The organism is Salmonella sp. SAL04214, from assembly GCF_046550615.1.
In the GTDB taxonomy this organism is placed as follows: domain Bacteria; phylum Pseudomonadota; class Gammaproteobacteria; order Enterobacterales; family Enterobacteriaceae; genus Salmonella; species Salmonella enterica.
In genome coordinates this window covers 60084-83848 of sequence record NZ_JBGDXT010000011.1, presented here as the reverse complement: position 1 = coordinate 83848, position 23765 = coordinate 60084, and the positions used below count along the sequence as shown (strand labels likewise).

General features: G+C 50.7%; 22 protein-coding genes. 9 read left to right on the top strand and 13 right to left on the bottom strand.

Going from position 1 to position 23765, the window contains the following annotated elements; translation table 11 throughout:
- Positions 1–2: 2 nt before the first annotated feature.
- The 7 genes from ihfA (at position 3) to selO (ending at position 5949) form a co-directional block, all read left to right on the top strand.
- Positions 3–302 carry an integration host factor subunit alpha gene (ihfA, locus tag ACLJQD_RS17920; RefSeq protein WP_001229266.1) on the top strand — a complete coding sequence of 100 codons (300 nt, stop codon included), beginning with the start codon at positions 3–5 and terminating at the stop codon, positions 300–302.
- Positions 303–504: 202 nt separating this feature from the next.
- Positions 505–1485: a vitamin B12 ABC transporter permease BtuC gene (gene btuC, locus ACLJQD_RS17915; RefSeq protein ID WP_000954984.1), complete on the top strand. Its 981-nt coding sequence runs from the start codon at positions 505–507 to the stop codon at positions 1483–1485.
- A gap of 91 nt (positions 1486–1576) precedes the next feature.
- Positions 1577–2128, top strand: a complete 552-nt coding sequence (locus ACLJQD_RS17910) for a glutathione peroxidase (protein ID WP_017440997.1) — start codon at positions 1577–1579, stop codon at positions 2126–2128.
- Positions 2128–2877 carry a vitamin B12 ABC transporter ATP-binding protein BtuD gene (btuD, locus tag ACLJQD_RS17905; RefSeq protein ID WP_000080607.1) on the top strand — a complete coding sequence of 250 codons (750 nt, stop codon included), beginning with the start codon at positions 2128–2130 and terminating at the stop codon, positions 2875–2877. The genes ACLJQD_RS17910 and btuD overlap by 1 nt, the downstream gene beginning before the upstream one ends.
- Positions 2878–2953: 76 nt before the next feature.
- Positions 2954–3418, top strand: coding sequence for a C40 family peptidase (locus ACLJQD_RS17900; RefSeq protein WP_001213256.1), 465 nt, complete (start codon positions 2954–2956; stop codon positions 3416–3418).
- A 313-nt stretch (positions 3419–3731) separates the two neighbouring features.
- Complete coding sequence (ydiV, locus tag ACLJQD_RS17895) at positions 3732–4445, top strand: anti-FlhDC factor YdiV (protein ID WP_017440998.1); 714 nt, start codon at positions 3732–3734, stop codon at positions 4443–4445.
- Positions 4446–4506: 61 nt separating this feature from the next.
- A complete protein-coding gene (gene selO, locus ACLJQD_RS17890) occupies positions 4507–5949 on the top strand; it encodes a protein adenylyltransferase SelO (protein WP_017440999.1) in 1443 nt (480 codons plus the stop codon).
- Between the two features lie 35 nt (positions 5950–5984).
- Here selO and hemP read toward each other — a convergent pair whose 3' ends face one another.
- From hemP to ppsR, 3 genes are all read right to left on the bottom strand, one after another.
- A complete protein-coding gene (gene hemP, locus ACLJQD_RS17885) occupies positions 5985–6176 on the bottom strand; it encodes a hemin uptake protein HemP (RefSeq protein WP_000089118.1) in 192 nt (63 codons plus the stop codon).
- A 156-nt stretch (positions 6177–6332) separates the two neighbouring features.
- Positions 6333–7379, bottom strand: coding sequence for a 3-deoxy-7-phosphoheptulonate synthase AroH (aroH, locus tag ACLJQD_RS17880; RefSeq protein ID WP_001082196.1), 1047 nt, complete (start codon positions 7377–7379; stop codon positions 6333–6335).
- A gap of 155 nt (positions 7380–7534) precedes the next feature.
- A complete protein-coding gene (gene ppsR, locus ACLJQD_RS17875) occupies positions 7535–8368 on the bottom strand; it encodes a posphoenolpyruvate synthetase regulatory kinase/phosphorylase PpsR (protein WP_000370992.1) in 834 nt (277 codons plus the stop codon).
- Positions 8369–8704: 336 nt separating this feature from the next.
- Between ppsR and ppsA the strand changes: the two genes are divergently transcribed.
- Positions 8705–11083 carry a phosphoenolpyruvate synthase gene (gene ppsA / locus ACLJQD_RS17870; RefSeq protein ID WP_000069335.1) on the top strand — a complete coding sequence of 793 codons (2379 nt, stop codon included), beginning with the start codon at positions 8705–8707 and terminating at the stop codon, positions 11081–11083.
- Between the two features lie 41 nt (positions 11084–11124).
- Here ppsA and fadK read toward each other — a convergent pair whose 3' ends face one another.
- The 5 genes from fadK to ACLJQD_RS17845 all read right to left on the bottom strand — a co-directional run bounded on the left by fadK (position 11125) and on the right by ACLJQD_RS17845 (position 16209).
- Complete coding sequence (gene fadK, locus ACLJQD_RS17865; protein ID WP_017441000.1) at positions 11125–12765, bottom strand: medium-chain fatty-acid--CoA ligase; 1641 nt, start codon at positions 12763–12765, stop codon at positions 11125–11127.
- Between the two features lie 89 nt (positions 12766–12854).
- Positions 12855–13148, bottom strand: coding sequence for a ferredoxin family protein (locus tag ACLJQD_RS17860; protein ID WP_000093362.1), 294 nt, complete (start codon positions 13146–13148; stop codon positions 12855–12857).
- On the bottom strand, positions 13145–14431 hold the full coding sequence (locus ACLJQD_RS17855; RefSeq protein WP_017441001.1) for an FAD-dependent oxidoreductase: 1287 nt from the start codon (positions 14429–14431) through the stop codon (positions 13145–13147). Before ACLJQD_RS17855 ends, ACLJQD_RS17860 begins: the two co-directional genes overlap by 4 nt.
- A 56-nt stretch (positions 14432–14487) precedes the next feature.
- Entirely contained in the window at positions 14488–15423 is a 936-nt protein-coding gene (locus tag ACLJQD_RS17850) for an electron transfer flavoprotein subunit alpha (RefSeq protein WP_001015880.1), read from the bottom strand.
- Between the two features lie 21 nt (positions 15424–15444).
- Positions 15445–16209, bottom strand: coding sequence for an electron transfer flavoprotein (locus tag ACLJQD_RS17845; RefSeq protein ID WP_000692095.1), 765 nt, complete (start codon positions 16207–16209; stop codon positions 15445–15447).
- A gap of 462 nt (positions 16210–16671) precedes the next feature.
- Here ACLJQD_RS17845 and ACLJQD_RS17840 point away from each other — a divergent pair, with 462 nt between their 5' ends.
- Positions 16672–17562: an AraC family transcriptional regulator gene (locus tag ACLJQD_RS17840; RefSeq protein ID WP_017441002.1), complete on the top strand. Its 891-nt coding sequence runs from the start codon at positions 16672–16674 to the stop codon at positions 17560–17562.
- 75 nt (positions 17563–17637) lie between these two features.
- Here the strand turns inward: ACLJQD_RS17840 and ACLJQD_RS17835 are convergent, their stop codons facing one another.
- The 5 genes from ACLJQD_RS17835 to ACLJQD_RS17815 all read right to left on the bottom strand — a co-directional run bounded on the left by ACLJQD_RS17835 (position 17638) and on the right by ACLJQD_RS17815 (position 23524).
- On the bottom strand, positions 17638–18789 hold the full coding sequence (locus ACLJQD_RS17835) for an acyl-CoA dehydrogenase (RefSeq protein WP_000347819.1): 1152 nt from the start codon (positions 18787–18789) through the stop codon (positions 17638–17640).
- Positions 18790–18802: 13 nt separating this feature from the next.
- Positions 18803–20398 (bottom strand): acyl CoA:acetate/3-ketoacid CoA transferase, encoded by a 1596-nt coding sequence (locus tag ACLJQD_RS17830; protein WP_000773598.1) that lies wholly within the window; start codon positions 20396–20398, stop codon positions 18803–18805.
- A 154-nt stretch (positions 20399–20552) separates the two neighbouring features.
- Complete coding sequence (gene aroD / locus ACLJQD_RS17825; RefSeq protein ID WP_000860224.1) at positions 20553–21311, bottom strand: type I 3-dehydroquinate dehydratase; 759 nt, start codon at positions 21309–21311, stop codon at positions 20553–20555.
- 44 nt (positions 21312–21355) lie between these two features.
- Positions 21356–22222: a quinate/shikimate dehydrogenase gene (ydiB, locus tag ACLJQD_RS17820; protein ID WP_000383488.1), complete on the bottom strand. Its 867-nt coding sequence runs from the start codon at positions 22220–22222 to the stop codon at positions 21356–21358.
- 66 nt (positions 22223–22288) lie between these two features.
- A complete protein-coding gene (locus ACLJQD_RS17815) occupies positions 22289–23524 on the bottom strand; it encodes an MFS transporter (RefSeq protein WP_000081211.1) in 1236 nt (411 codons plus the stop codon).
- Positions 23525–23765: the final 241 nt, after the last annotated feature.

Genomic DNA, 23765 nt, shown 5'->3' with positions numbered 1-23765 from the left:
CTATGGCGCTTACAAAAGCTGAAATGTCAGAATATCTGTTTGATAAGCTTGGGCTTAGCAAGCGGGATGCCAAAGAACTGGTTGAACTGTTTTTCGAAGAGATCCGTCGTGCTCTGGAAAACGGTGAGCAGGTGAAACTCTCTGGTTTTGGTAACTTCGATCTGCGTGATAAAAATCAACGTCCGGGGCGTAACCCGAAAACGGGTGAAGATATTCCTATTACAGCACGGCGCGTGGTGACCTTCAGACCCGGGCAGAAGTTAAAGAGCCGGGTCGAAAACGCTTCGCCCAAAGAAGAGTAATCAGATCCAGGCATAACATCCATCAGGGTGTATTGCGGCAGATACGCTGCCATCCCGAAAGTAGATCAGCGGGATGACAGCGTATCTGTCAGCCTGAAAGATGACCCGTATAACTAAAAAGGCCGCATTGCGGCCTTTTTTCTTTCAAGTAGAGGATACCCACCGTAAAATCACGCTACCTCTTTTCAGCTGAATGGATAACATGCTGACTTTTGCCCGCCAACAACAGCGACGAAACGTTCGCTGGCTTCTGAGCCTGTCACTGCTGGTGCTACTGGCTACACTTCTGAGCTTATGCGCAGGCGAACAGTGGATTGCCCCCGGTGACTGGTTAAGCGCCCGGGGGGAACTGTTTGTCTGGCAAATTCGCCTTCCCCGCACGCTTGCGGTATTGCTGGTTGGCGCTGCGCTGGCGCTATCTGGCGCTGTGATGCAGGCGCTGTTTGAAAACCCACTTGCTGAACCGGGTCTGCTCGGCGTTTCGAATGGGGCCGGTGTTGGGCTTATTGCCGCCGTCTTACTGGGGCAGGGGCAACTGCCAGGATGGGCGCTGGGACTGTGCGCTATAGCCGGCGCGCTCATTATTACGTTAATTCTGCTGCGTTTTGCGCGTCGCCATCTTTCTACCAGCCGCTTGTTGTTGGCGGGCGTCGCGCTGGGCATTATCTGTAGCGCGCTGATGACGTGGGCTATCTATTTTTCCACCTCTTTCGATCTGCGGCAATTAATGTACTGGATGATGGGAGGATTTGGCGGCGTTGACTGGCAGCAGAGCTGGCTAATGATTGCGCTCATCCCGGTACTGATCTGGATATGTTGCCAGTCGCAACCGCTGAATATGCTGGCGCTAGGGGAAACCTCGGCGCGGCAGCTTGGCCTGCCGCTGTGGTTCTGGCGCAATTTGTTGGTCGTCGCCACCGGCTGGATGGTGGGCGTCAGCGTGGCGATGGCGGGGGCGATTGGTTTTATCGGTCTGGTTATTCCGCACATCCTGCGCTTATGTGGTTTAACCGATCACCGGGTTTTACTTCCCGGCTGCGCGCTGGCCGGGGCTATCGCCCTGCTATTGGCTGATGTGGTCGCCCGACTGGCGCTGGCGTCGGCTGAACTGCCTATCGGGGTGGTCACCGCCACATTGGGGGCGCCAGTGTTTATCTGGCTGCTACTCAAATCCGCGCGTTAGCGCATCGGTAAACAACTGCTTTCATCATTCGCAGTCTATGATTAAAGGCTAACGATGAAACCCGCTATTCTACCGACATCAGGGAGACACCATGCAAAACTCGCTTCTTAATACTCACGTTACGACGATTGATGGAGAGGTCACTACACTTGAAAAATACGCCGGAAAAGTGCTGCTCATTGTAAACGTCGCCTCCAGATGTGGCCTGACGCCGCAATATGAACAGTTGGAAAATATCCAGAAGGCGTGGGCAGATCAGGGGTTTGTCGTGTTGGGTTTTCCCTGCAACCAGTTTATGGGGCAGGAGCCAGACAGCGAAGAGGAGATTAAAACCTATTGTGCCAGCACCTGGGGCGTCACGTTCCCGATGTTCAGTAAAATTGATGTGAATGGCGACGCGCGCCATCCGCTGTATCAAAAACTGATAGCCACTGCGCCAACGGCAGTCGCGCCGGAGAAGAGCGGCTTTTACGAACGGATGGTAAGCAAAGGGCGTACGCCACTCTATCCGGATGATATTCTGTGGAATTTTGAAAAATTTTTGGTAGGCCGGGATGGTCAGGTGGTACAGCGTTTTTCGCCGGATATGACGCCTGAAGATCCTATTGTGATGGAAAGCATAAAAATCGCGTTGGCAAAATAATGTCTCAATTGATGCAATTAAAGGATGTCGCCGAGAGCACCCGCCTGGGGCCGCTTTCCGGCGAAGTAAGCGCAGGAGAGATCCTTCATCTTGTCGGGCCGAACGGTGCCGGGAAAAGCACGCTGCTGGCGCGTATGGCAGGGTTAACCTCCGGCGAGGGGAGCATCAGGTTTGGCGGAGCGCCGCTGGAGGCATGGGCGACGGCAACGCTTGCCCAACACCGCGCTTATCTTGCGCAACAGCAAAATCCGCCGTTCGCTATGCCGGTCTGGCATTACCTGACATTGCATCAACCTGATAAAACGCGAACCGGGCAGCTTAACGAGGTGGCCGATATGCTTGGATTGGGCGACAAACTGGGGCGAAGCGTGAATCAGCTTTCCGGTGGCGAGTGGCAGCGTGTTCGCCTTGCTGCCGTTGTACTACAAATTCATCCCGACGCTAATCCGGTCGGTCAATTATTGCTGCTTGATGAGCCGATGAACAGTCTCGATGTTGCGCAACAAAACGCTTTGGATCGGGTGTTACATCATTTGTGTCAGGCAGGAATTGCGATTGTGATGAGTAGCCACGATCTGAACCACACGCTGCGCCATGCGCATAAAGCCTGGTTACTAAAGCGCGGTAAACTCATTGCCTGCGGCCGCCGGGAAGAGGTGCTCACCCCCTCTTATCTGGCGCAAGCCTACGGTCTGCGCTTTCGACGACTCGACGTCGAGGGGCATCCAATGCTCATTTCGGCCACTTAAGTAAAATCGTTTCTTGAAAAGCAGGTAATTTCGACGCTAAATTAATACCAAAATAAAAACAGAGGATTGTTGCGGCATGCGTTTTTGGCTTCTTGTTATCACAGCATTGTTCCTGGCAGGATGCAGTACTCATCGGGCACCGGCGCCAAATGCCAGATTATCAGACTCCATTACCGTCATTGCGGGTCTGAACGATCAGTTGCAGTCCTGGCGCGGTACGCCATACCGTTACGGCGGCATGAGTCGCAGAGGCGTGGACTGTTCCGGCTTTGTGGTAGTCACTATGCGCGACAAGTTTGATTTGCAGTTGCCTCGTGATACGCGTGAACAATCAAAAATCGGCACCAGAATCGATAAAGATGAATTGCTGCCCGGAGATTTGGTTTTCTTTAAAACCGGTTCGGGCGAAAGTGGTTTACATGTTGGTATTTACGATACAAATAATGAGTTTATTCATGCCTCTACCAGTCGTGGCGTGATGCGTTCATCGCTGGATAATGTGTACTGGCGAAAAAACTTCTGGCAGGCACGGCGAATTTAACCTCGCAGACGATATAAATTTTATAGTCTATTTTTAACATATCGCCGGTTGAACTTATGACATCTGTTGTCATCATATATAATGATATAACCGTAGCATTTACAAACGTACTTTTATTAAAAACGGGCGTGTTCACGCCCTGTTAAAAGTACAAGATTGAATATTGGTTTATAATCAGAGTAAGTTAAAAAAAGGAACCGGTTCACCGGTAAACAAGAAAAATGATGACGCTTCAATTAGTATCTGAAGTTACGTCTGTTTCCGTCCGTAGTGACTGGATGGCGAATAGCGCCCTAACCATGGGACTGGCGTAATGATTGCTTCACTTGATGAGCTTTACCATTCCGAACTCTTTTTCCTTCCCGTCATGGATGAAAACGCTCGGCTTGTTGGTTTCGAGATTATTGCAACGTTTGCCGCTGAAGACGGCGCCGTGCGGATGCCGACTGAGTTGGTAGCGCCTCGCCTTTCGGTGGAGGAACAATACTGTCTGTTTGTTGAAAAACTGGCGTTGTTAGAAACCTGTCAGCACTTTTTTATTCAGCATAAACTTATTGCATGGCTTAATTTACCGCCTGCAATTAGTGACTTATTATTATTAGATAGCGAACTTTTTTCCCGGGCAGCGCGCTTTCCGTTTCTTGAATTAGCTATAAATGAGAATTATCCTGGGTTAAACCAGGGCAAAAACAATGAAACGTTAGCTAATCTGGCAATGCATTTCCCATTAATGCTGGCAAATTTTGGGGCAGGCGAGGCGTCGACTAAAGCTATTTTCGATGGGCTTTTCAAACGAGTCATGTTGGATAAAAATTTTATTCAGCAGCGAGCTGAAATGATCTCATTCGAACCATTCATGCACGCCATCGTTGCCCAGATCTCCTCCAGCTGCGAGTCGCTGATGATTGCCGGTATTGATACTGAGGCGATGTTTGCGCGCGCAGCGCCATTGGGGTTTAGCGCATTCCAGGGCGGACTATGGCCTCCGGTGCCGGTAAGCCAGCTCATTAAACTCGTTCAGCGATAACCTTTCTGTTTGCCGGTGTTTAACCGGTGATTAACCGTCTACACTGAAGACAGGAGGCCCTATGACCCTGTCTTTTACTGCCCGTTGGCGCGATGAACTGCCAGCAACGTATACCGCGCTTTTACCCACACCGTTAAAAAATGCGCGACTGATTTGGTATAACGACGAACTGGCGCAGCAGTTAGCCATTCCCGCGTCGTTATTTGACGCTACTAATGGCGCTGGCGTTTGGGGCGGCGAAACCTTATTACCCGGTATGTCGCCTGTCGCGCAGGTATATAGCGGGCATCAGTTCGGCGTCTGGGCGGGGCAGCTCGGCGACGGACGCGGTATTTTGCTGGGTGAACAGCTCCTGGCGGATGGCTCGACCCTCGACTGGCATCTGAAAGGCGCCGGATTAACACCCTATTCGCGAATGGGGGATGGACGCGCCGTCCTGCGTTCAACCATACGAGAAAGCCTTGCCAGCGAAGCCATGCATTATCTGGGTATTCCCACGACGCGCGCGTTATCTATCGTAGCCAGCGATACGCCGGTTCAGCGAGAGACGCAGGAAACGGGCGCGATGTTAATGCGTCTGGCGCAAAGTCATATGCGTTTTGGTCATTTCGAACATTTCTATTACCGCCGTGAGCCGGAAAAAGTTCAGCAACTGGCTGATTTCGCTATTCGTCATTATTGGCCGCAATGGCAGGATGTCCCGGAAAAATATGCTTTGTGGTTTGAAGAGGTGGCGGCGCGTACCGGAAGACTCATCGCCGAGTGGCAAACCGTCGGTTTTTCGCACGGCGTTATGAATACGGATAACATGTCGATTCTGGGGCTGACCATCGACTATGGTCCCTTTGGTTTTCTCGATGACTACGATCCCGGCTTCATTGGTAACCATTCCGATCATCAGGGACGTTACCGCTTCGATAATCAACCGTCGGTGGCGCTGTGGAATTTACAACGTCTGGCGCAGACGTTAACCCCTTTTATTGAGATCGACGCGTTAAACAGAGCGCTGGATCGCTACCAGGACGCGTTGTTAACGCACTATGGGCAGCGAATGCGCCAGAAGCTGGGCTTCTTTACCGAGCAAAAAGACGATAACGCTTTACTGAATGAATTGTTTAGTCTGATGGCGCGCGAAGGGAGTGACTATACCCGTACATTTCGGATGTTAAGCCATACGGAGCAACAGAGCGCTTCCTCGCCGTTGCGGGATACGTTTATCGATCGCGGGGCGTTCGATGCCTGGTTCGATCGCTACCGGGCGCGATTGCGCACAGAGGCGGTGGATGACGCGCTGCGCCAGCAGCAGATGCAACGCGTGAATCCTGCGATTGTGTTGCGCAACTGGCTGGCGCAACGCGCGATAGACGCGGCTGAACAGGGAGACATGGCGGAACTGCATCGGTTGCATGAAGTTTTACGTCAACCTTTTACCGATCGAGATGATGACTATGCCAGCCGACCGCCGGAGTGGGGAAAGCGGCTGGAGGTCAGTTGTTCAAGTTAGCCTGATGCCAGCAGCATCGTCTGCTGGCGGGAGCGCTATTTGGTTAACAGTAGTTTACCGGCCTGAGTTTTGCGCAACAGATACTCCTGACCGTTGTGATCGATAATGACTTTGCCGTCCGGACCTAATAGCGCCTGACTGTTGACGCGCCGTTCAGCGGCAGGGAGAAGCGTTTCATTGTCCATTTCCTTAGGGTGAGGCAGCTCGGTGTTATCCATACGCGACATGTTATTTATTAATAATCAAACTCACAATGATTATTATTATCAATAATTAATGCAATAACAGCAAGTGCTAATTCTGTGGAGTGATATACGCGCGCGGAGAGAAAAGGGCGGATAACGCATCGAAGAAACGCCCATCCCGGCAGGATGGGCGAGCTATTAAAAGCGGCTGTCTACCGCTGCGGCCAGTTTTTCCAACAGAACTTCCGTATCTTCCCAGTTCAGGCAGGGATCGGTAATGGACTGACCATAGATTAATGGTTGACCGCTGATAATTTTTTGCGTGCCTTCCCGTAAAAAACTCTCGGCCATAATCCCGGCAATTGCCGTGGAGCCATTACGAATCTGCTGGCAAATATCATCACATACCTCCAACTGGCGGCGATGCTGTTTTTGACAGTTGCCGTGGCTGAAGTCGACGACCAGATGTTCCGGCAGATCAAATTCATGCAACGTGTCGCAGGCGGCGGCAATATCTTCAGCGTGGTAGTTCGGTTTTTTACCGCCGCGCATGATGATGTGCCCATACGGGTTGCCACTCGTCTGGTAGATGGTCATCTGTCCGTCTTTATCCGGCGAGAGAAACATATGGCTGGCGCGGGAGGCGCGAATAGCGTCAACGGCAATGCGAGTATTGCCATCCGTACCATTTTTAAAGCCGACCGGACAAGAGAGCGCAGAAGCCATTTCCCGATGGATTTGGCTTTCGGTGGTACGCGCGCCAATCGCTCCCCAACTGATCAGATCGGCAATAAACTGGCCGGTGACCATATCAAGAAATTCTGTGGCGGTCGGTACTCCCAGTTCGTTCACCTGCAATAGCAAGCGACGCGCCAGTTCAAGCCCATAATTGACGCGGTAACTTCCATTCAAGTCGGGATCGGAAATCAGGCCTTTCCATCCCACGACGGTACGCGGTTTTTCAAAATAGGTGCGCATGACGATTTCCAGACGCGCCTGATGTTTTTGGCGTTGTGCCTGGAGCTGCGTCGCGTATTCCATGGCAGCATTCAGATCGTGAATCGAACAGGGGCCAATGACGACCAGTAGCCGTGGATCTTCACCATTTAAAATCTTTTCTATCCGGCGTCGGGAGTCGGTAACATGACTGGCGACGGAGGACGATACAGGATACCGCTGCGCGAGTTCGGTCGGTGTTACCAGGCTGTCGATACGCGCAGTACGGAGTTCGTCGGTTCTGTTCATTACAAGTCTCAGAAATTTGTTGCTTCAACGGCAGGACTACCGGGAAGTGATGGGCATCACGATAAACCAATCCCTGCTGATTTCAAGTGCGAGGCGTGTCACACCTCGCAGGCAGAACGGCATGATAACAAAAACCAACCCATTAAACTAGTTTGCTAGTACATCCTGCGGTTAAGCCCCATAATGTCGAGAATTTTGGTGGCTATCTCTTCAACGGAATAATTGGTGCTGTTCAGGCAGGGGATCTGATTCTTACGATACAGCGCTTCGACCTCCGCCACTTCCATGCGGCACTGACGCAACGAGGCATAGCGACTGTTTTCACGGCGTTCTTCGCGAATTGCCGCCAGGCGTTCAGGGTCAATTGTCAGGCCGAACAGTTTATGTTGTAGCGGTTTTAACGATGTGGGCAGCGTCAAATTATCCATATCATCGGCGATGAAAGGGTAGTTAGCCGCACGAATACCGAATTGCATTGCCAGATAGAGGCTGGTGGGCGTTTTTCCACAGCGCGAAACGCCAAGTAAAATGACCTGGGCCTGATCGAGGTTGCGCAATGAAATGCCATCATCATGCGCCAGGGTATAATCGATAGCGGCAATACGGGCGTCATACTTGTTCAGGTTACCCGGATTAAGCCCATGAGTACGATGAGCGATCGGCGTCGGATCCAGTTTCATCTCCTGCTGAAGCGGCGCCACCAGCGCCTGGACGATATCCTGGCAGAAACCTTCGCTCTGTAAGATGATGGCGCGAATTTCAGGTAAAACAATCGAGTAAAACACCAGCGGGCGAACGCCGGTTTGCTGATAAATGGCGTCAATTTGGTCTTTGACGGCGCGGGCGCGACTTTCGTTTTCCACGAATGGCAGCGTGATGCTGCTGATCGTCACCGGAAACTGCGACATAACCGCGTGACCCAGGACCTCGGCGGTGATGGCGGTACCATCAGAAATATAGAAAACATGGCGATCAACAACATTATCCATTCTGTTCATCCTGAAGAGTAAACATAATTATCTGAAAGCATAAATTAAAAGTAACGGGAAACGTATAACTTGTCGCTTATTTTATAAAATGACAGGCGCTTTTTATAATTAATGAAAAGTGTGTTTCATTTCCTGGAAACGCAGTTTATACCGGGGGTTATTCAGGGAATGCCGTGCTATGCGCGGGTTTGCGCAACTACGTAAACAATCTGAAAAAATGAAAAAATAAATTTGCTTGAACGATTCACCGTTTTTTTCGCGGGTTTAAGTATGCCAGGATAAATACGCAACTATGTGTTTCTTAAACTCGTTCATTTATCACAAAAGGATTGTTCGATGTCCAACAATGGCTCGTCACCGCTGGTGCTTTGGTATAACCAACTCGGCATGAATGATGTAGACAGAGTTGGGGGCAAAAATGCCTCCCTGGGTGAAATGATTACTAACCTTTCCGGCATGGGCGTATCCGTTCCGAATGGTTTTGCAACCACTGCCGATGCGTTTAACCAGTTTTTGGATCAAAGCGGCGTAAACCAGCGCATTTATGAGCTGCTGGATAAGACAGATATTGATGATGTCTCCCAGCTGGCGAAAGCGGGCGCGCAGATCCGCCAGTGGATTATCGACACTCCTTTCCAGCCGGCGCTGGAAAACGCCATCCGCGATGCCTATGCGCAGCTTTCGTCGGATGATGAAAATGCCTCTTTTGCCGTGCGTTCCTCCGCCACGGCGGAAGATATGCCAGATGCTTCGTTTGCGGGCCAACAGGAAACGTTTCTTAACGTTCAGGGCTTCGATGCGGTACTGGTGGCAGTGAAACACGTATTTGCTTCTCTGTTTAACGATCGCGCCATCTCTTATCGCGTTCACCAGGGATATGATCATCGCGGCGTAGCGCTTTCCGCTGGCGTGCAGCGGATGGTTCGCTCCGATCTCGCCTCGTCAGGGGTGATGTTCTCTATCGATACCGAATCCGGCTTTGACCAGGTGGTCTTTATCACCTCGGCATGGGGACTGGGTGAAATGGTGGTGCAGGGCGCGGTTAACCCGGATGAATTTTATGTCCATAAGCCAACCCTGGCGGCAGGCCGTCCGGCCATCGTACGCCGCACCATGGGGTCGAAAAAAATCCGCATGGTTTACGCCGCCACCCAGGAGCACGGCAAGCAAGTGAAGATTGAAGATGTGCCGCAGGAACAGCGCGACATTTTCTCGCTCACCAACGAAGAAGTGCAGGAACTGGCGAAACAAGCGGTGCAGATTGAGCGGCACTATGGTCGTCCGATGGATATCGAATGGGCGAAAGACGGTCATACCGGTAAGCTCTTTATTGTGCAGGCACGTCCGGAAACCGTGCGCTCCCGTGGCCAGGTGATGGAGCGTTATACGCTACATGCGCAGGGGAAAATCATTGCCGAAGGTCGCGCCATTGGGCATCGTATCGGCGCAGGTACGGTAAAAGTTATTCACGATATCGGCGAAATGAACCGTATTGAGCCTGGCGATGTGCTTGTCACTGATATGACCGACCCGGACTGGGAACCGATCATGAAAAAAGCGGCGGCGATTGTCACTAACCGTGGCGGGCGCACCTGTCACGCGGCGATTATCGCCCGCGAATTGGGCATTCCGGCGGTAGTCGGCTGCGGCGACGCCACCGAACGCATGAAAGATGGCGAAAAAGTAACCGTCTCCTGTGCGGAAGGTGATACCGGTTATGTGTATGCCGACATGCTGGATTTCAGCGTAAAAAGCTCCAGCGTAGATACCATGCCAGAGCTACCGCTGAAGGTCATGATGAACGTCGGCAACCCGGACAGGGCATTTGACTTTGCCTGCCTGCCGAATGAAGGCGTAGGTCTGGCGCGACTGGAATTCATCATTAACCGTATGATTGGCGTTCACCCGCGCGCGCTGCTGGAGTTTGACGACCAGGATGCCGCGCTGCAAAACGACATTCGTGAGATGATGAAAGGGTTTGACTCGCCGCGTGAATTTTACGTTGGTCGACTGACGGAAGGGATCGCGACGTTAGGCGCCGCCTTCTACCCGAAACGCGTCATCGTTCGCCTGTCTGACTTTAAATCCAACGAATACGCCAACCTGGTCGGCGGCGAACGCTATGAGCCGCATGAAGAAAACCCGATGCTGGGCTTCCGCGGCGCGGGTCGTTACGTCGCAGAAAGTTTCCGCGATTGTTTTGCGCTGGAATGCGAAGCGGTGAAACGCGTGCGCAACGATATGGGCCTTACCAACGTCGAAATCATGATCCCGTTCGTGCGGACGGTCGACCAGGCGAAAGCGGTCATCGAAGAGCTGGCGCGCCAGGGGCTTAAACGCGGCGAGAACGGGCTGAAGATCATCATGATGTGCGAGATCCCGTCTAATGCCTTGCTGGCTGAACAGTTCCTCGAGTATTTTGATGGCTTCTCGATTGGTTCTAACGACATGACGCAGCTGGCGCTGGGGCTGGATCGCGATTCCGGCGTGGTGTCTGAACTGTTTGACGAGCGTAACGACGCGGTGAAAGCGCTGCTGTCGATGGCGATCCGCGCGGCGAAAAAACAGGGCAAATATGTTGGAATTTGTGGTCAGGGTCCGTCCGACCATGAAGACTTTGCCGCCTGGCTGATGGAAGAGGGGATCGACAGCCTGTCGCTGAACCCGGACACCGTGGTTCAGACCTGGCTGAGTCTGGCGGAACTGAAGAAGTAGTGTAATACCGGATGGCGGCGTTAACGTCGCCATCCGGCAATTTATACCGCAGTGTGCTCCTGGCGCAGCCGCTCAATAATATCCTGCCGCAACAGAAACTTCTGCACTTTGCCAGAGGCGGTTCTGGGCAGTTTTTCTATGATGACGATCCGTTCCGGATATTTATACTTCGCTACCCGTTTTCGACTGAAAAAAGCGATCACCTCTTCCAGCGTCAGCGAAAGGTGCGGCGGTTTTAAGACTACATACGCGCATGAACGTTCGCCTAAGCGTTCATCAGGCATAGCAACGACGCAAGCATCGTGTATGCGGGGGTGTTGCAATAAAATATCCTCCACCTCGCGACTGCTGATATTTTCACCTCCACGTATAATAATATCCTTTTTGCGCCCGGTAATTTTGATATAACCGTCTTCATCCATGCGGCAGAGGTCGCCGCTGTAATACCAGCCCTCGTTATCCAGTGCGCGGGCGGTAAGTTCCGGCTCGTCCAGGTATCCCATAAAAACGTTCGGCCCGCGCGAGGCTTCTTCGCCTTCGTGGCCTGCTGGAAGCGTATTGCGATCTTCATCCACGATTTTAATTTCTACACCGGTGGCGGCATAACCATCGGTGTTCATCATGCGTGAAGTCGAATCACCCAGATTAACCATCGAGTGTGGAGAACTTTCTGTAGAACCGTAAATACTCAATAATTTGATACCGCGCTGCTGGCAGTCGCGGGCAACCTTTTTGGGAATAGTCGTGCCGCCGCATAAGAAGAATCGCAGTGAGGAGAGGTCGGCAGGCTGTTGCTCAATGGCACAAAGCAGATCGTAAATAAACGGCGTCGCGCCTGACATACAGGTACAGCGTTGCTGCGCTAATAAGGTAAGGCAGGCTTCTGGGGTAAAGATGTCCAGCAATACGCTACGCGCCCCGATTAAAAAGGGCGCGGTGACGCCGTGTAAAAATCCGGTGGCGTGGCCCAGTGGCGCAGGCATCAGGAACACATCTTGCCAGGTTAAATTCAACCGCGCGCAATACGCCCGTTCGCTGGCAAGAATATTATTGTGGGTCAACATCACCCCTTTCGGCATTCCTTCTGTGCCGGAGGTAAACAGCACTGCCGCCAGTTCATCACCGTGAATGTTAATGTCTGACTGCAACGGTTCGCTGCGGTCGATGATTTGACTAAGCGCAAGCGCTGTGGTGGCAGGCGCCAGTTTATCCACGCCGACAATATGCGTCAGATGGCGCAGTTGATTTTGTAGCGGAAGGATAAGATCGACCGGACGATTCTGTTTGAATACGGTGGGGGCGAAGAATATTTTAGCCTGACATTTGTTCAGCACCCAAACCAGCTCTGCTTCTCGCCAGGCGGGAAGCAGCGGGACAGATACCGCGCCCGTTTTCAGGCAGGCCAGATAAATGAGGGTAAACTCACACCAGCCCGGAAGCTGAAAGGCCACGCGATCGCCCGGTTGAATCCCCTGAGACAGTAACCAGTTTGCCAGGCGGCTTGCCGCGCAGTCGAGCGCGGCGTAGGTCCAGGACGCGCCATGATTATCGACCACGGCGATTTTATCGGGTACGGCGCGTGCGGTTTGCCGCCAGTAGTCGCCCAGTGAAGCATCGCCCCAGTAGCCGGACTCGCGATAGGTTTTCCGCCTTGCGGCGTCAAACGTTAATGTAACACTCATTGACTTGTTCTCTATTAATACAAATGACGTAATCTCCGGGGGCAAGCCGAATAAGACGCCGTAGCGTCGTTATCCGGTGTTTCAGAGCGTCAGCCGTAGCGAAACTCAACGCCGAACGTTCCCGCCGGGTATTCCCATTTTTCGAGAAGAGTATTGCCGCAGAGAACCCTGCAGGTCCCGCATTCCAGGCAGCCCGCGGAGTCAAAATGAATATTTCCCGCATCGTCCAGCTTATAGAGTCCGGCAGGGCAGGCTTTTATTAATTTATTAAACTCCTGCATGTCAGGCGAGGAGCGCAAAATGATATGTGGGTGTCCTTCATCTACGTAAAATTTATTTACGCCCAATTTGACGTCAACATTCACCTTATTGTCCGAACTCATAATGCCGTAGCCCCTTTTATGCCGTCTTTTAATAGATTCACCAGTCCAATTTTTTTCGCATGTGACAGGATAGTTTTACGCAACGGTGGGACTGGACCGCCATCAACGGTGAACAGATCGCCCACAATGTTTGCCGCCATTCGCGGGTACTCGGTAAAAAGCCGTGGGTTTTCCATTAATCCGGGGAGTTTGCGGAAATGCCGCATATCGCGTAACACGCCGTTTTTCTCCAGCGCGCGTTTGTAACCGGCAAGACTCGCGGCGGAAAAATCTTGCCGCGCTTTAGCGTCAATGGCGGTTTGAGCGGCCGCTTGCGCGGACGCGATGGCTAAATCCATGCCGCGGACGGTATAACCGAGATTCAGGCAAAGACCGGCGGCGTCGCCGACAATCATCACGCCGTCATTTGCCAGCTCCGGCATCATTGCTATGCCGCCTTCGGGCACCATATGAGCGGAGTATTCAAGCAGCGTTCCCCCCTGAATCAAAGGGCGTATTGCCGGATGCTGTTTAAAATCTTCCAGCATTTGCGGTACGCTTTTGGTCGCGTGAGCAATGTCGCCCAGGCCACATACCAGCCCCAGAGAAACCGAATCGCGGTTGGTATAAAGAAACCCGCCGCCCATGAGCCCGTTGGAGGGCGCGCCAGCGAATAACCAGGCGGCGCCTTCATGGGACGCCAGATTAAAACGCTCTTCAATAAGTGCCGGAGAGAGCCCAATCAACTCTTTTACGCCGACGGCATAGTGATGCGCAGAAGAGGCAGGCACCATGTTCAGTGAACGGCCCAGCATGGAATTCACGCCGTCCGCGAGAATCACAATATTCGCATCAAGAATATCATCCCCGGCCTGAACGCCAGTGACGCGATTGCCTTCACGTACCAGAGCGTCGACCCGTACACCTGCGATAAACTGCGCGCCAGCCTGCTCCGCCTGCGCCATTAGCCACGGGTCCAGTTTGTTGCGCAGTACGGTATATGACGTAAGGGGTGGAGTAGGGGGCGCGCGGTGAAAATCAAGTGTGACGGCGCTTTCTTCGGTTAAAAAGGAGATTTTTTCACGGGTAACGACACGTTCGATGGGGGCGGACGTTGCGAATCCCGGCATAATACTTTCGATACTGTGAGCGTAGAGCCGGCCACCGGTCATATTTTTGCTGCCCGCGCTGTTTCCGCGTTCAATAACCAGTACATCCAGTCCCGCTTTTGCCATCACATACGCGGCGACCGTTCCTGCTACGCCTGCGCCCACCACAATAGCGTCAAATTTATCATCCGACATGCTTTATGCTCCTTTCCCGCCGTATCGACGACGGGAGATGTGCGTTGAAAAAGGAATTAGCGGCTTAACTGGTCGATGAGGGCAGGAACAACCTTATAGATATCGCCCACCAGACCATAATCGGCATAATTGAAAATGGGCGCGTTTTTATCTTTGTTTATTGCGACAATAATTTTTGCGCCGTTTCCACCCACCATATGTTGAATTTGGCCGGAAATGCCCAGCGTCAGATAGAGATCGGATTTCAACAGAACGCCGGATACGCCAATATAACGCTCGCGTTCCATCCAGTTTTCACCTTCCGCAATGGGGCGGGAACAGCCCACTTCTGCGCCGAGGACGGTCGCCAGTTTATGCACCATATCCAGATCGCTTTGCGCCGCCAGACCTCGTCCTACGCCGATGACCCGTTTGGCTTTGCTCAAATCGACGCTGCTTAACGATTTCGCGCGCCGCTGCTGGCACAATACCTCGTGGCGTGGGGCAATATATGCCAGCGTGGTCTGCGGGCAAGTATGACCGGGGAGAGGGGCGGCGGGTTCCAGCACGCCGGGTGCCAGCGTAATAATCGCCTGCGGACTGTTTAATTTCTCTTTGCCGAAAGCAAGTCCGCCGTACATGCGATGCTCTGCGTGTAGCGTCCCGTCGAGGAGGTCAATAGACGTCGCGTCGTTCACCATCACGGCGTCAAGCTGGATGCTCAGCCGGGCGCCCAGCGCTTTACAGCGCTTGGTCGCCGCCATGAGCAGCAGCCCATTTTGGTCGCCTAATAATGAGGCCAGCGTTTCGGCATAGTTTTCCACGCGCTGCAAATCCGTATGCGATTCAAGAATGACTATCTCATCAGCGCCAAGCGCTTTCACGTAGTCGATCTCCGTGTTTCCTTGCACGATGGCGTAAACTTTTTCTCCCCACTGCCGCGCGCCGGTCATTAATTCGGCATAACGCTCTACGTTATCGCTAAATACCCATACGTTAGCTAAATGATTCATGATAATTTTTCTCCGTTGGGCTTAGTTCAGGGATTTTTTCAAATGGTCGGCCAGTGCGGTGATGGCTTCCGGTGAATCGTTATCGAGAATGATATGCTTGCGTTCTGTCTGCGGCGGTACCGAGATGGCGACCAGTTCCGCCAGTGGCGTGGTTGGGGTCCAGTGGATATCGCTCGCCAGCCAAGACGTAACGGCTTTTTTCCCGGCGCCGAGAATGGCTTTCATTGACGGGATGCGTGGAACGTTAATATCTGAGGTCACGCAAAGCACCGCGGGCAGGGTGAGCTCGATAATTTCAACGTCTTCTTCCAGTGTGCGTTCAACGATGATTTTGTCGCCGTCGCGTTGAATATGGCTTACTGCGTTGATGACGGGGAGTTTCAGGAGTTCGCCAGTCAGCAGGCCCACCTGTTGGGCATAAATATCGCCGGAGCCCTCTCCAAAGAGCAGCAGGTCAAAGCCGATTTTCTCCGCCGCGGATGCTAGCGCCAGCGCGGTTTCTTTGGGCAGGGCGTGCTCCAGCTGCGCATCCTGAACCATAAAAAGCGCATCTGGCCCGCGGGATAACACATCTTTGCGGACTTTTGAATTTTGTAACAGAGAGCCGCCGACGGTGAGCGCGGCGATCTCGTCGCCATCGCCAGCTAACTGCGCGGCGGCCTCAATTGCATTTAAATCAAACTGGCTGATTTTGGCCTCGGCACGATCAAAATTGAGCGAATGCTCCGGGGTCACGGTAATGTCCTGTTCTTCAGGCACCAACTTAAAGCAGGTTATTATTTTCATTGCATCTCCAGTGAGTCGCGTGCGGATAAGTAACGTAAATCTGACTGAAAATAGTCTGCGGCAGTCTGAAGAGGTTTTCGATGGGTCAATCTGTTTTCCTTGCCAACAATCTTGCACGAAAAATCTGCGAACAGAGAATCGTTAGCAACCATCTGAAAAGGGCGTCATAAAAATATAAATACGGTAGTGAGAATAATAAGTGCGAAGCATATCATCATTTTTTAACATGAAACGTGCGATGTTGTTTCTGTGAGGTTAAAAGAAAACATCAAAGATATGTCGGCTATGTATTTTTGTCTGATAATACGCTATCGACAGGTAATCTGAGCTGTCTGCAAAAGAACATAATATCTTGCATTCGGAACGAATAATCTTGTTTTGCTGGTAATCTCCACGGTTGTACAACACTGACGCTCGCTTTATTTTATCCTGGTTATCTTTTTAAACCTGACAGAGGTTATTATGTATCAGCGCTGTTTTGACTCCGCCGCGGAGACGATTTTTGAACAGGACAAGACCCCTCGATTTTCACGTTTTGTCATTAGCGATGATCCAAACTGGGAGTCTGGCCATCATATGCATGATAATGAAACAGAGCTTATTTACGTCAAAAAAGGGATAGCCAGGTTAATTATTGACTCTTCACTCTACGTCGCGCATGCGGACGATATTGTCGTCGTTGAGCGGGGGCGGCTACACGCTGTAGCATCCGACAGCAATTCGCCGGCTACCACCTATACCTGTGCGCTGTATGGGTTTTGTTTTCCAGGTTGGGAAGAAAACCAACTATTGCAGAGTCATTCCTGTCCGGTGGTTTCCGTGGTTCAGGGAAAAGAGGTCATTAAAAGTATCTTTAATGAATTAAGCGTGTTACTTCCGCAGGGGAAAAACGTATTGGCTTCCTCTGTATACGATGCATTTGCTTACACTCTGACCGCACTTTACTATGAAAATTTTAAAAATGCCTATCGTTCTGAACAAGGCTACATTAAAAAAGATGTATTAATTAAGGATGTGCTTGTTTATCTCAATAATAATTATCGTGAAAAAATCACGCTTGACCAGCTATCGAAAAAATTTCGTGCCAGCGTCAGTTATATATGCCATGAATTTGCCAAAGAATATCATATATCCCCTATCAACTATGTTATTCAACGACGTATGACCGAGGCCAAGTTTGCGCTGACAAACACTGAGTCGCCACTGGCAGAAATTTCATTGCGGGTAGGATATGAAAATGTGGACCATTTTGCCAAATTGTTTATGCGGCATGTAGGATGTTCTCCCAACGATTATCGTAAGCAATTTAAAAATAGTCTGGTTGAGCAGGCGTATTTGCTGCCAAATACCTGACGGCGAAATATATCTGATTTATTCGGCCTGATGTCGTAAAGCAGTCAGGCCGAATAAGACGTTCCGGTACGATCCTTACTTGTTCTGATAGTCTTTCAGAATCTGGCGTCCTGCCACATAGATCATAATTTCATCCGTGCCGCCACCGATACGTTCGCAGCGAACATCGCGCCAGAAGCGGGAGACACGGGCTTCGTCAGTATAACCAAGCCCACCCATAATCTGAATCGCATCGTCAATCACTTCCATCGCTGTGCGTGCGCAGTACAGCTTAGCCAGCGCGGCGCTGGTACGCAGTGACTCTTCCCGATCGGCCTGCCAGGCGACTTTCAACACCATATTGCGCATGTTTTCGATTTTGATGGCCATTAACGCCAGCTTTTCCTGGATCATCTGGTTATGGCCGATGGGTTTACCAAAGGCGATACGCTGGTTGGCGTAACGGGCGGCATCTTCAAATGCGCATTCGGCGAAACCTGTACTGCGCGCCGCATTAATCAAACGCTCCATTTCAAAATTGTACATGACATTGAGGAAACCCATGCCTTCTTCACCGACCCGGTCGCTTTCGTCCACCTCGACATTATCGAGATAAACTTCGCATGTACTCAACATGTGCCAGCCAATTTTGTGCAGCGGATTAATCTTTATGCCCGGTTTATTTGAGTCCACCCACCAAAGCGTGAACGCTTTTTTAGGATCTTTTGGCTCCGTATCGCGCGCCAGAACCAGCATGTAAGGATATTCTTTTGCACCGGTGATAAATGTTTTTTGGCCGTTAAGATAAACCTTGCCGTTTTTACGCGTCCAGGTTGTTGTGGCGCTATTATTATCAGAGCCCGCGCCAGGTTCTGTTAAGGCTAGCGCATATGCTGGATCGCCGGTGGCCAGAGTACTTTCTGCTGTTTTACGCAGTTGTTCTGCGGAACCAAAACGGCGCATGCTGTGAATGCATTGGCCGTTGGTAATCAAAAAGGCCGGAGCGCCGCATTTTGAGATTTCCATCAGCGCCAGCATTTGCGTTACATAGTCAGCCGGAATGCCGCCGAATTCTTCCGGGACGCCCAGCATCGAAATACCGTTTTCCGCCAGCGCCTGCATAAATTCTTTGGGATAGGTGCCCGTTTGATCGCAGGTACGGAAATACTCTTCTGGAAAATTGCTGGTGATTAACTCGCGAATACTTGCCAGTAATAGTTCTTGTTCTTCAGTTAATGAAAAATCCATATTTGTACTCCTTTTAATGTGTTGCGTCAGGAAGCGTGAATCCCATAGTGCTATCGGTAAATAATCTTGTGTCCATCAGTTTTAAATCTGGTGAGATAACCGGTGAAAAATCCATCTTGTCAAGAATATCCCGTTGCAGATCGACGCCAGGCGCAATTTCAATTAAATGCAGGCCATCTTGTTTGAGAGTGAAAACCGCACGTTCAGTGATGTAACGCACATCTAACCCGCGCTCAAGCGCAATTTTTCCACTGAACGTAATTTCCGGCAGTTCGCTGACGAATTTTTTCACACGACCTTCCTGCAGAATATTTAATTTGCCATCGGTAATTTCAGTTTTTAAACTTCCGGCCGTCAGCGTTCCGCAGAAAATAATTTTTTGCGACGTTGCGCTAATATCGATAAACCCGCCGGTGCCCATAATTTTGCCGTTGAATTTATGTACACCGACATTACCGTGTTGATCCACTTCGGCAAAACTTAAATAGCAGACATCAAGCCCACCACCGTGATAAAAATCAAATTGTGAGGTCATATCGAGGATCGCGCGGGTATTGACATTGGCGCCGAAGGCCACGCCCTGAGAGGTAATACCGCCCACCGGGCCAGTTTCTACGGTCAGCACGAAGTCATCGGCGCAGCCTTCCTCGCGAGCGACCAGACCAATGCCGTCGGCAATGCCTACGCCCACATTGCCTACCGCGCCTTTACGCATTTCAAACAGCGCGCGTCGGGCTACCAGCTTGCGCTGATTAAGGGGCAGGGTAAGCTGGGTACTATCATCAAGAGTAAAATCCCCGGAGATAAATCGGTTCACCGGCGCGCCGCCATACAGTTGCGTCTGGTCGGCGTCGACAACCACAATATCCACCAGATAGCCGGGAATACGCACGGATTTTGGATGCAGCGTGGCTTTTTTTACCATTTTCTGCACCTGCATCATTACAATACCGCCATTATTGTGAACGGCCTGGGCGATCACCAGCGCATCAAGATACATCACCTCATCTTCAAATGATGCATAGCCTTCGCTGTCGCAGGTAGTGGCGCGGATAAAAGCCACATTAGGCGCTATCGCTTTATAATAGAGATATTCTTTATTATCGATCTCTACCAGCTTAATGAGATCTTCTTTAGTCACGTCGTTTAATTTTCCGCCCTGTTGGCGAGGGTCGACAAAGGTACCAATACCGATATCGCTCAGAATACCCGGCTGGTGTGCGGCGCTGGCGCGCAGCGTCTGGGTTAATACGCCTTGTGGGTAGTTATAGGCGGCGATTTTATTTTGTTCAGCCAGTTCAGAAATACGGGGAGATTGCCCCCAATGTCCGCATAGCGCCCATTTTACCAATCCCTCCTGCGCCAGCGGGCTGATGCCGCGATCGGCGCGGTCACCTAATCCGGTAGGGCTAATAATAGATAAATCTCGTGGTGACTGGGTTGTTTGATATTTATCTGCCAGTGCGGTAATTAATGTTGTCGCTTCGAGAATGCCGCCGCCTGCGCCCAGAATACATAAAGTGGCCTCGTCCGGGATATAATTTACTGCTTCTTGTGCAGAGAGCACGGGAACGCGGCCATTAATGCGTGATGGCTTATTGAGTTTCATATTTACTCCACTATTATCCCTGAAAGCAATATCGATATAACCGTGTTAAGGTAATAAAGACAGCGGCTTTCAATGAATATGGAACATATTCATGTCAGATAACTATTTATTTTTATTGTGGCAGAAAGAGAATATTCCGCCACACGATAAAGTATTACGCCTGGTGCAATATAGTTAATACGGTACGCAGATCGGCTACCGATATTTGTCCCGGCGCAGATGCTTTTTTCACCGCGCCAAACGTTGCTGCAGAACCGAACACTTCGCCGGCAAGACGAGATATTACCCCGGTTTTCGACATTGACATGGTAATAATCGGACGATCCGCATAGCGCTCCTGCATTTCTACAGTGGCGGTAAGTAAGGTCAGGACATCGGCTTTAGTCTGCGGCATGACGGCGATCTTCGGAATATCGGCGCCCAGTTCCTGCATTTTACGCAGACGCTGAACAATCTCTTCTGCTGCGGGCGTTTTATGAAAATCATGGTTAGACATGATCACCGCAACGTTGTGTTGATGAGCATAGCCGACGGTGGCTTTCACCTCATCGTCGCCGGTAAAAAGCTCAAGATCGATCATATCGACCAGACCGCTGTCAACCGCTGCACGATTCAGAGCGATATACTGTCCGGTGGTTAGCGCCTGTTCGCCGCCTTCTTTCGCGCTGCGGAAGGTAAATAGCAAGGGTTTATCGGTAATAATCTCCCGGATGGCACCGGCGGCCTCAAGTACGCTTTCCGCCGTTGTCACGTTGGCAAAATGGTCAACGCGCCACTCCAGAATATCGAAATCCGCTTCACGGTAGGCGAGTGCTTCCGATTTCACATCGGTAATGGTTTTTCCCATTAGCGACACAATGATCTTTGGCGCGCCTTCGCCAACCACGAGATCTCTTACAGTTACGGTTTTCATTTGGTACCCTTCATTGTCATTCGTCGCAATTATAATTTTACCGGTCAGGCTGTGAATCCCATCACCTGCTTCACATAGTCCAATGGAAATGCTTTTCCTGTCCACAGTTCAAACTGTTCGGCTCCTTGCCATAACAACATGCCGTAACCATCAATTGTTTTGCAACCAGCTTGTTGCGCCTGCTGCAATAACTTTGTCATATGCGGATTATAAACACATTCGGTGACCAGCAATTCAGGGCGGAGCAGGGAAACATCGCCGATCAGGGATTCGTTCTCCAATGGTTTCATGCCAACTTTGGTGCCGTTCGTCAGAATATCTGCGCTGGCAAGCGCTTCAGTAAAAGCGTGCTGATCGGCAAGATCGGTGACGGTAACGACGCAATCGGTGTTTTCATTCACCCGCTTCGCAAAGGCAACCGCTTTTTCGAAAAAGTCATCTTTACGGTTAAACAGTTTAATTTCCTTAATGCCTTCAATGGCTGCCTGGGCGCCAATGGCGGTAGCCGCGCCTCCCGCGCCGAGCAGCACCATGGTTTTTCCCCGAATATCGAAACCGCTTTCTTTAATTGCCCGAATATGGCCCGTACCATCCGTGTTGTAGCCGCGTAGATAGCCGTCATCGTTAACAATGGTGTTGATAGCGCCAACCAGTTTTGCTGCTGGCGTTAATTCATCAACATACTCACACGCGAGCTGTTTGTTTGGCATGGAGACGCCCGTACCGCGCATTTTTAATGCTTTCAGTCCTTCAATGGCGCTGGCAAACGTCGTGTTATCCACTTCGAAAGCCATATAGGTATACGGTAGCCCCGCTTTTTCTAACGCTTTGTTTTGCATTTCGGGCGATAAACTATGACGGATAGGATACGCCATAAGACCAATTAATTCATATTTTGCAGTAACATCCATTTTATACTCCTTAATAAGTGGACAGTGCAGAGCAGGGCGCATGCCTGTTGCGCATAGTTAACATTTTTACTGGAAATAACGCTCGCCAAATCGGACATCGTTTTGCGGGATCTTAAATACGCGATAATAGCGAATAAATACAATAATGGCGGTGATAAATGTCAGTAGTGCAAAGGCAAAATCTAACAAAATGATATATTGCAGGCCAATAGTAGAGAGATAACCGGTAATCAGTGGGATAAGAAAGTTAGCAACGCCCCCCATCATCATATATATACTGGTGACTTTAGCTTTACTCTTAGGGAAAAATTCCGACATTACCGATACGCCTAATTGTAAAATACCTCCAGCAGCGGAAAAACCAATCACGAAGGCGCCAGCATTACAGATCAGTGGAGAGGGATACAGGTAAATTGCCGCAGCGGTGAGTGTCGCCAGCCCGGCATTGAAAACATTGGCCCAGATGGGGCGAACCATTTTTTTCAGCAATGCGGCAAAAATAAACACGCAAACCAACGATCCCATACTGTAATAAGAGATAGTTTTCAGCGCGTCGGATTCCGCCATTCCGGCGAAGGCCATCGCATATTTAGGCATCCAGACCACAATCACATAGAAGGTTGAGAACGCGGCGACGCCAAATAAAACGGAAGCTACGCCTTCCAGCCAGACGAGGGGAGTACTGTTCATCTGGGGTAATTCTTTCGCAATACTGGCATCGACAAGTTGGCTGGGAAAACGGCTTTTCAACAGCATCAGCGTGATGAGGACGAAAAGGATACCGGGGATTACCACCGCGTAGCCGTACCAGATATGGTTGACTAACAAGGCGCTGACAATAAGGGGATAAATCATTTGCCCAAAAGAGACCATCGCTTTAACCAGAATAACTGCCGAGCCCGATGCTTTGGGAAAACACTCCATTAATGCAGGGTATCCGCCGGTATCCAGCGCGGAGTTCGCCACGCCGACACACACCGCTAATATGAAAGCGATCATCAGGTTAGGACTGGCGGGAATACCGAAGAAAAACAGCATATATAGTACGGCGCCAAGCAGTATTATTGCCCGACGGCCAAATTTATCGGACAGTACGCCAAAGAATAAAATACTGACCAGACGACCAAGACCAATGCCAGAGATTAAATAGGCAATACCGGCACTATCCGTGGAGAATTTCTGTGCAAGGGAGGTCATGTTCTGGGCTAGTGTAATAACACTCATGCCGTGGAGAAAATAACTAAAATAAATGCAGATAACAGCCAGCAAATATGGCATGTTGCGAGCCTTGTTCTGAGACATTTGTTCACAGCTCCTTGCTGATGGTTTGATTCAATGTCCTGCTTATTACTGCTTTACTACATGCAGCGATTGTTCAGTAACACTATAAGTCGGTACTGTCGTTATATGTACATAACATGGCGTTTAAAATGCCAGGTTTATTGCATTGATAGCATTTCATTTGTTAGTCAGGAAATATAAAAATTGCTGCGAATTTGTTGTTTAACACATATAACTCGTGATGCTCATCGCAATTTTTCTG

Coding starts and splice junctions, on each gene's coding strand:
- ihfA (WP_001229266.1), top strand. CDS start 3: ATGGCGCTTACAAAAGCTGAAATGTCAGAATATCTGTTTGATAAGCTT.
- btuC (WP_000954984.1), top strand. CDS start 505: ATGCTGACTTTTGCCCGCCAACAACAGCGACGAAACGTTCGCTGGCTT.
- ACLJQD_RS17910 (WP_017440997.1), top strand. CDS start 1,577: ATGCAAAACTCGCTTCTTAATACTCACGTTACGACGATTGATGGAGAG.
- btuD (WP_000080607.1), top strand. CDS start 2,128: ATGTCTCAATTGATGCAATTAAAGGATGTCGCCGAGAGCACCCGCCTG.
- ACLJQD_RS17900 (WP_001213256.1), top strand. CDS start 2,954: ATGCGTTTTTGGCTTCTTGTTATCACAGCATTGTTCCTGGCAGGATGC.
- ydiV (WP_017440998.1), top strand. CDS start 3,732: ATGATTGCTTCACTTGATGAGCTTTACCATTCCGAACTCTTTTTCCTT.
- selO (WP_017440999.1), top strand. CDS start 4,507: ATGACCCTGTCTTTTACTGCCCGTTGGCGCGATGAACTGCCAGCAACG.
- hemP (WP_000089118.1), bottom strand. CDS start 6,176: ATGTCGCGTATGGATAACACCGAGCTGCCTCACCCTAAGGAAATGGAC.
- aroH (WP_001082196.1), bottom strand. CDS start 7,379: ATGAACAGAACCGACGAACTCCGTACTGCGCGTATCGACAGCCTGGTA.
- ppsR (WP_000370992.1), bottom strand. CDS start 8,368: ATGGATAATGTTGTTGATCGCCATGTTTTCTATATTTCTGATGGTACC.
- ppsA (WP_000069335.1), top strand. CDS start 8,705: ATGTCCAACAATGGCTCGTCACCGCTGGTGCTTTGGTATAACCAACTC.
- fadK (WP_017441000.1), bottom strand. CDS start 12,765: ATGAGTGTTACATTAACGTTTGACGCCGCAAGGCGGAAAACCTATCGC.
- ACLJQD_RS17860 (WP_000093362.1), bottom strand. CDS start 13,148: ATGAGTTCGGACAATAAGGTGAATGTTGACGTCAAATTGGGCGTAAAT.
- ACLJQD_RS17855 (WP_017441001.1), bottom strand. CDS start 14,431: ATGTCGGATGATAAATTTGACGCTATTGTGGTGGGCGCAGGCGTAGCA.
- ACLJQD_RS17850 (WP_001015880.1), bottom strand. CDS start 15,423: ATGAATCATTTAGCTAACGTATGGGTATTTAGCGATAACGTAGAGCGT.
- ACLJQD_RS17845 (WP_000692095.1), bottom strand. CDS start 16,209: ATGAAAATAATAACCTGCTTTAAGTTGGTGCCTGAAGAACAGGACATT.
- ACLJQD_RS17840 (WP_017441002.1), top strand. CDS start 16,672: ATGTATCAGCGCTGTTTTGACTCCGCCGCGGAGACGATTTTTGAACAG.
- ACLJQD_RS17835 (WP_000347819.1), bottom strand. CDS start 18,789: ATGGATTTTTCATTAACTGAAGAACAAGAACTATTACTGGCAAGTATT.
- ACLJQD_RS17830 (WP_000773598.1), bottom strand. CDS start 20,398: ATGAAACTCAATAAGCCATCACGCATTAATGGCCGCGTTCCCGTGCTC.
- aroD (WP_000860224.1), bottom strand. CDS start 21,311: ATGAAAACCGTAACTGTAAGAGATCTCGTGGTTGGCGAAGGCGCGCCA.
- ydiB (WP_000383488.1), bottom strand. CDS start 22,222: ATGGATGTTACTGCAAAATATGAATTAATTGGTCTTATGGCGTATCCT.
- ACLJQD_RS17815 (WP_000081211.1), bottom strand. CDS start 23,524: ATGTCTCAGAACAAGGCTCGCAACATGCCATATTTGCTGGCTGTTATC.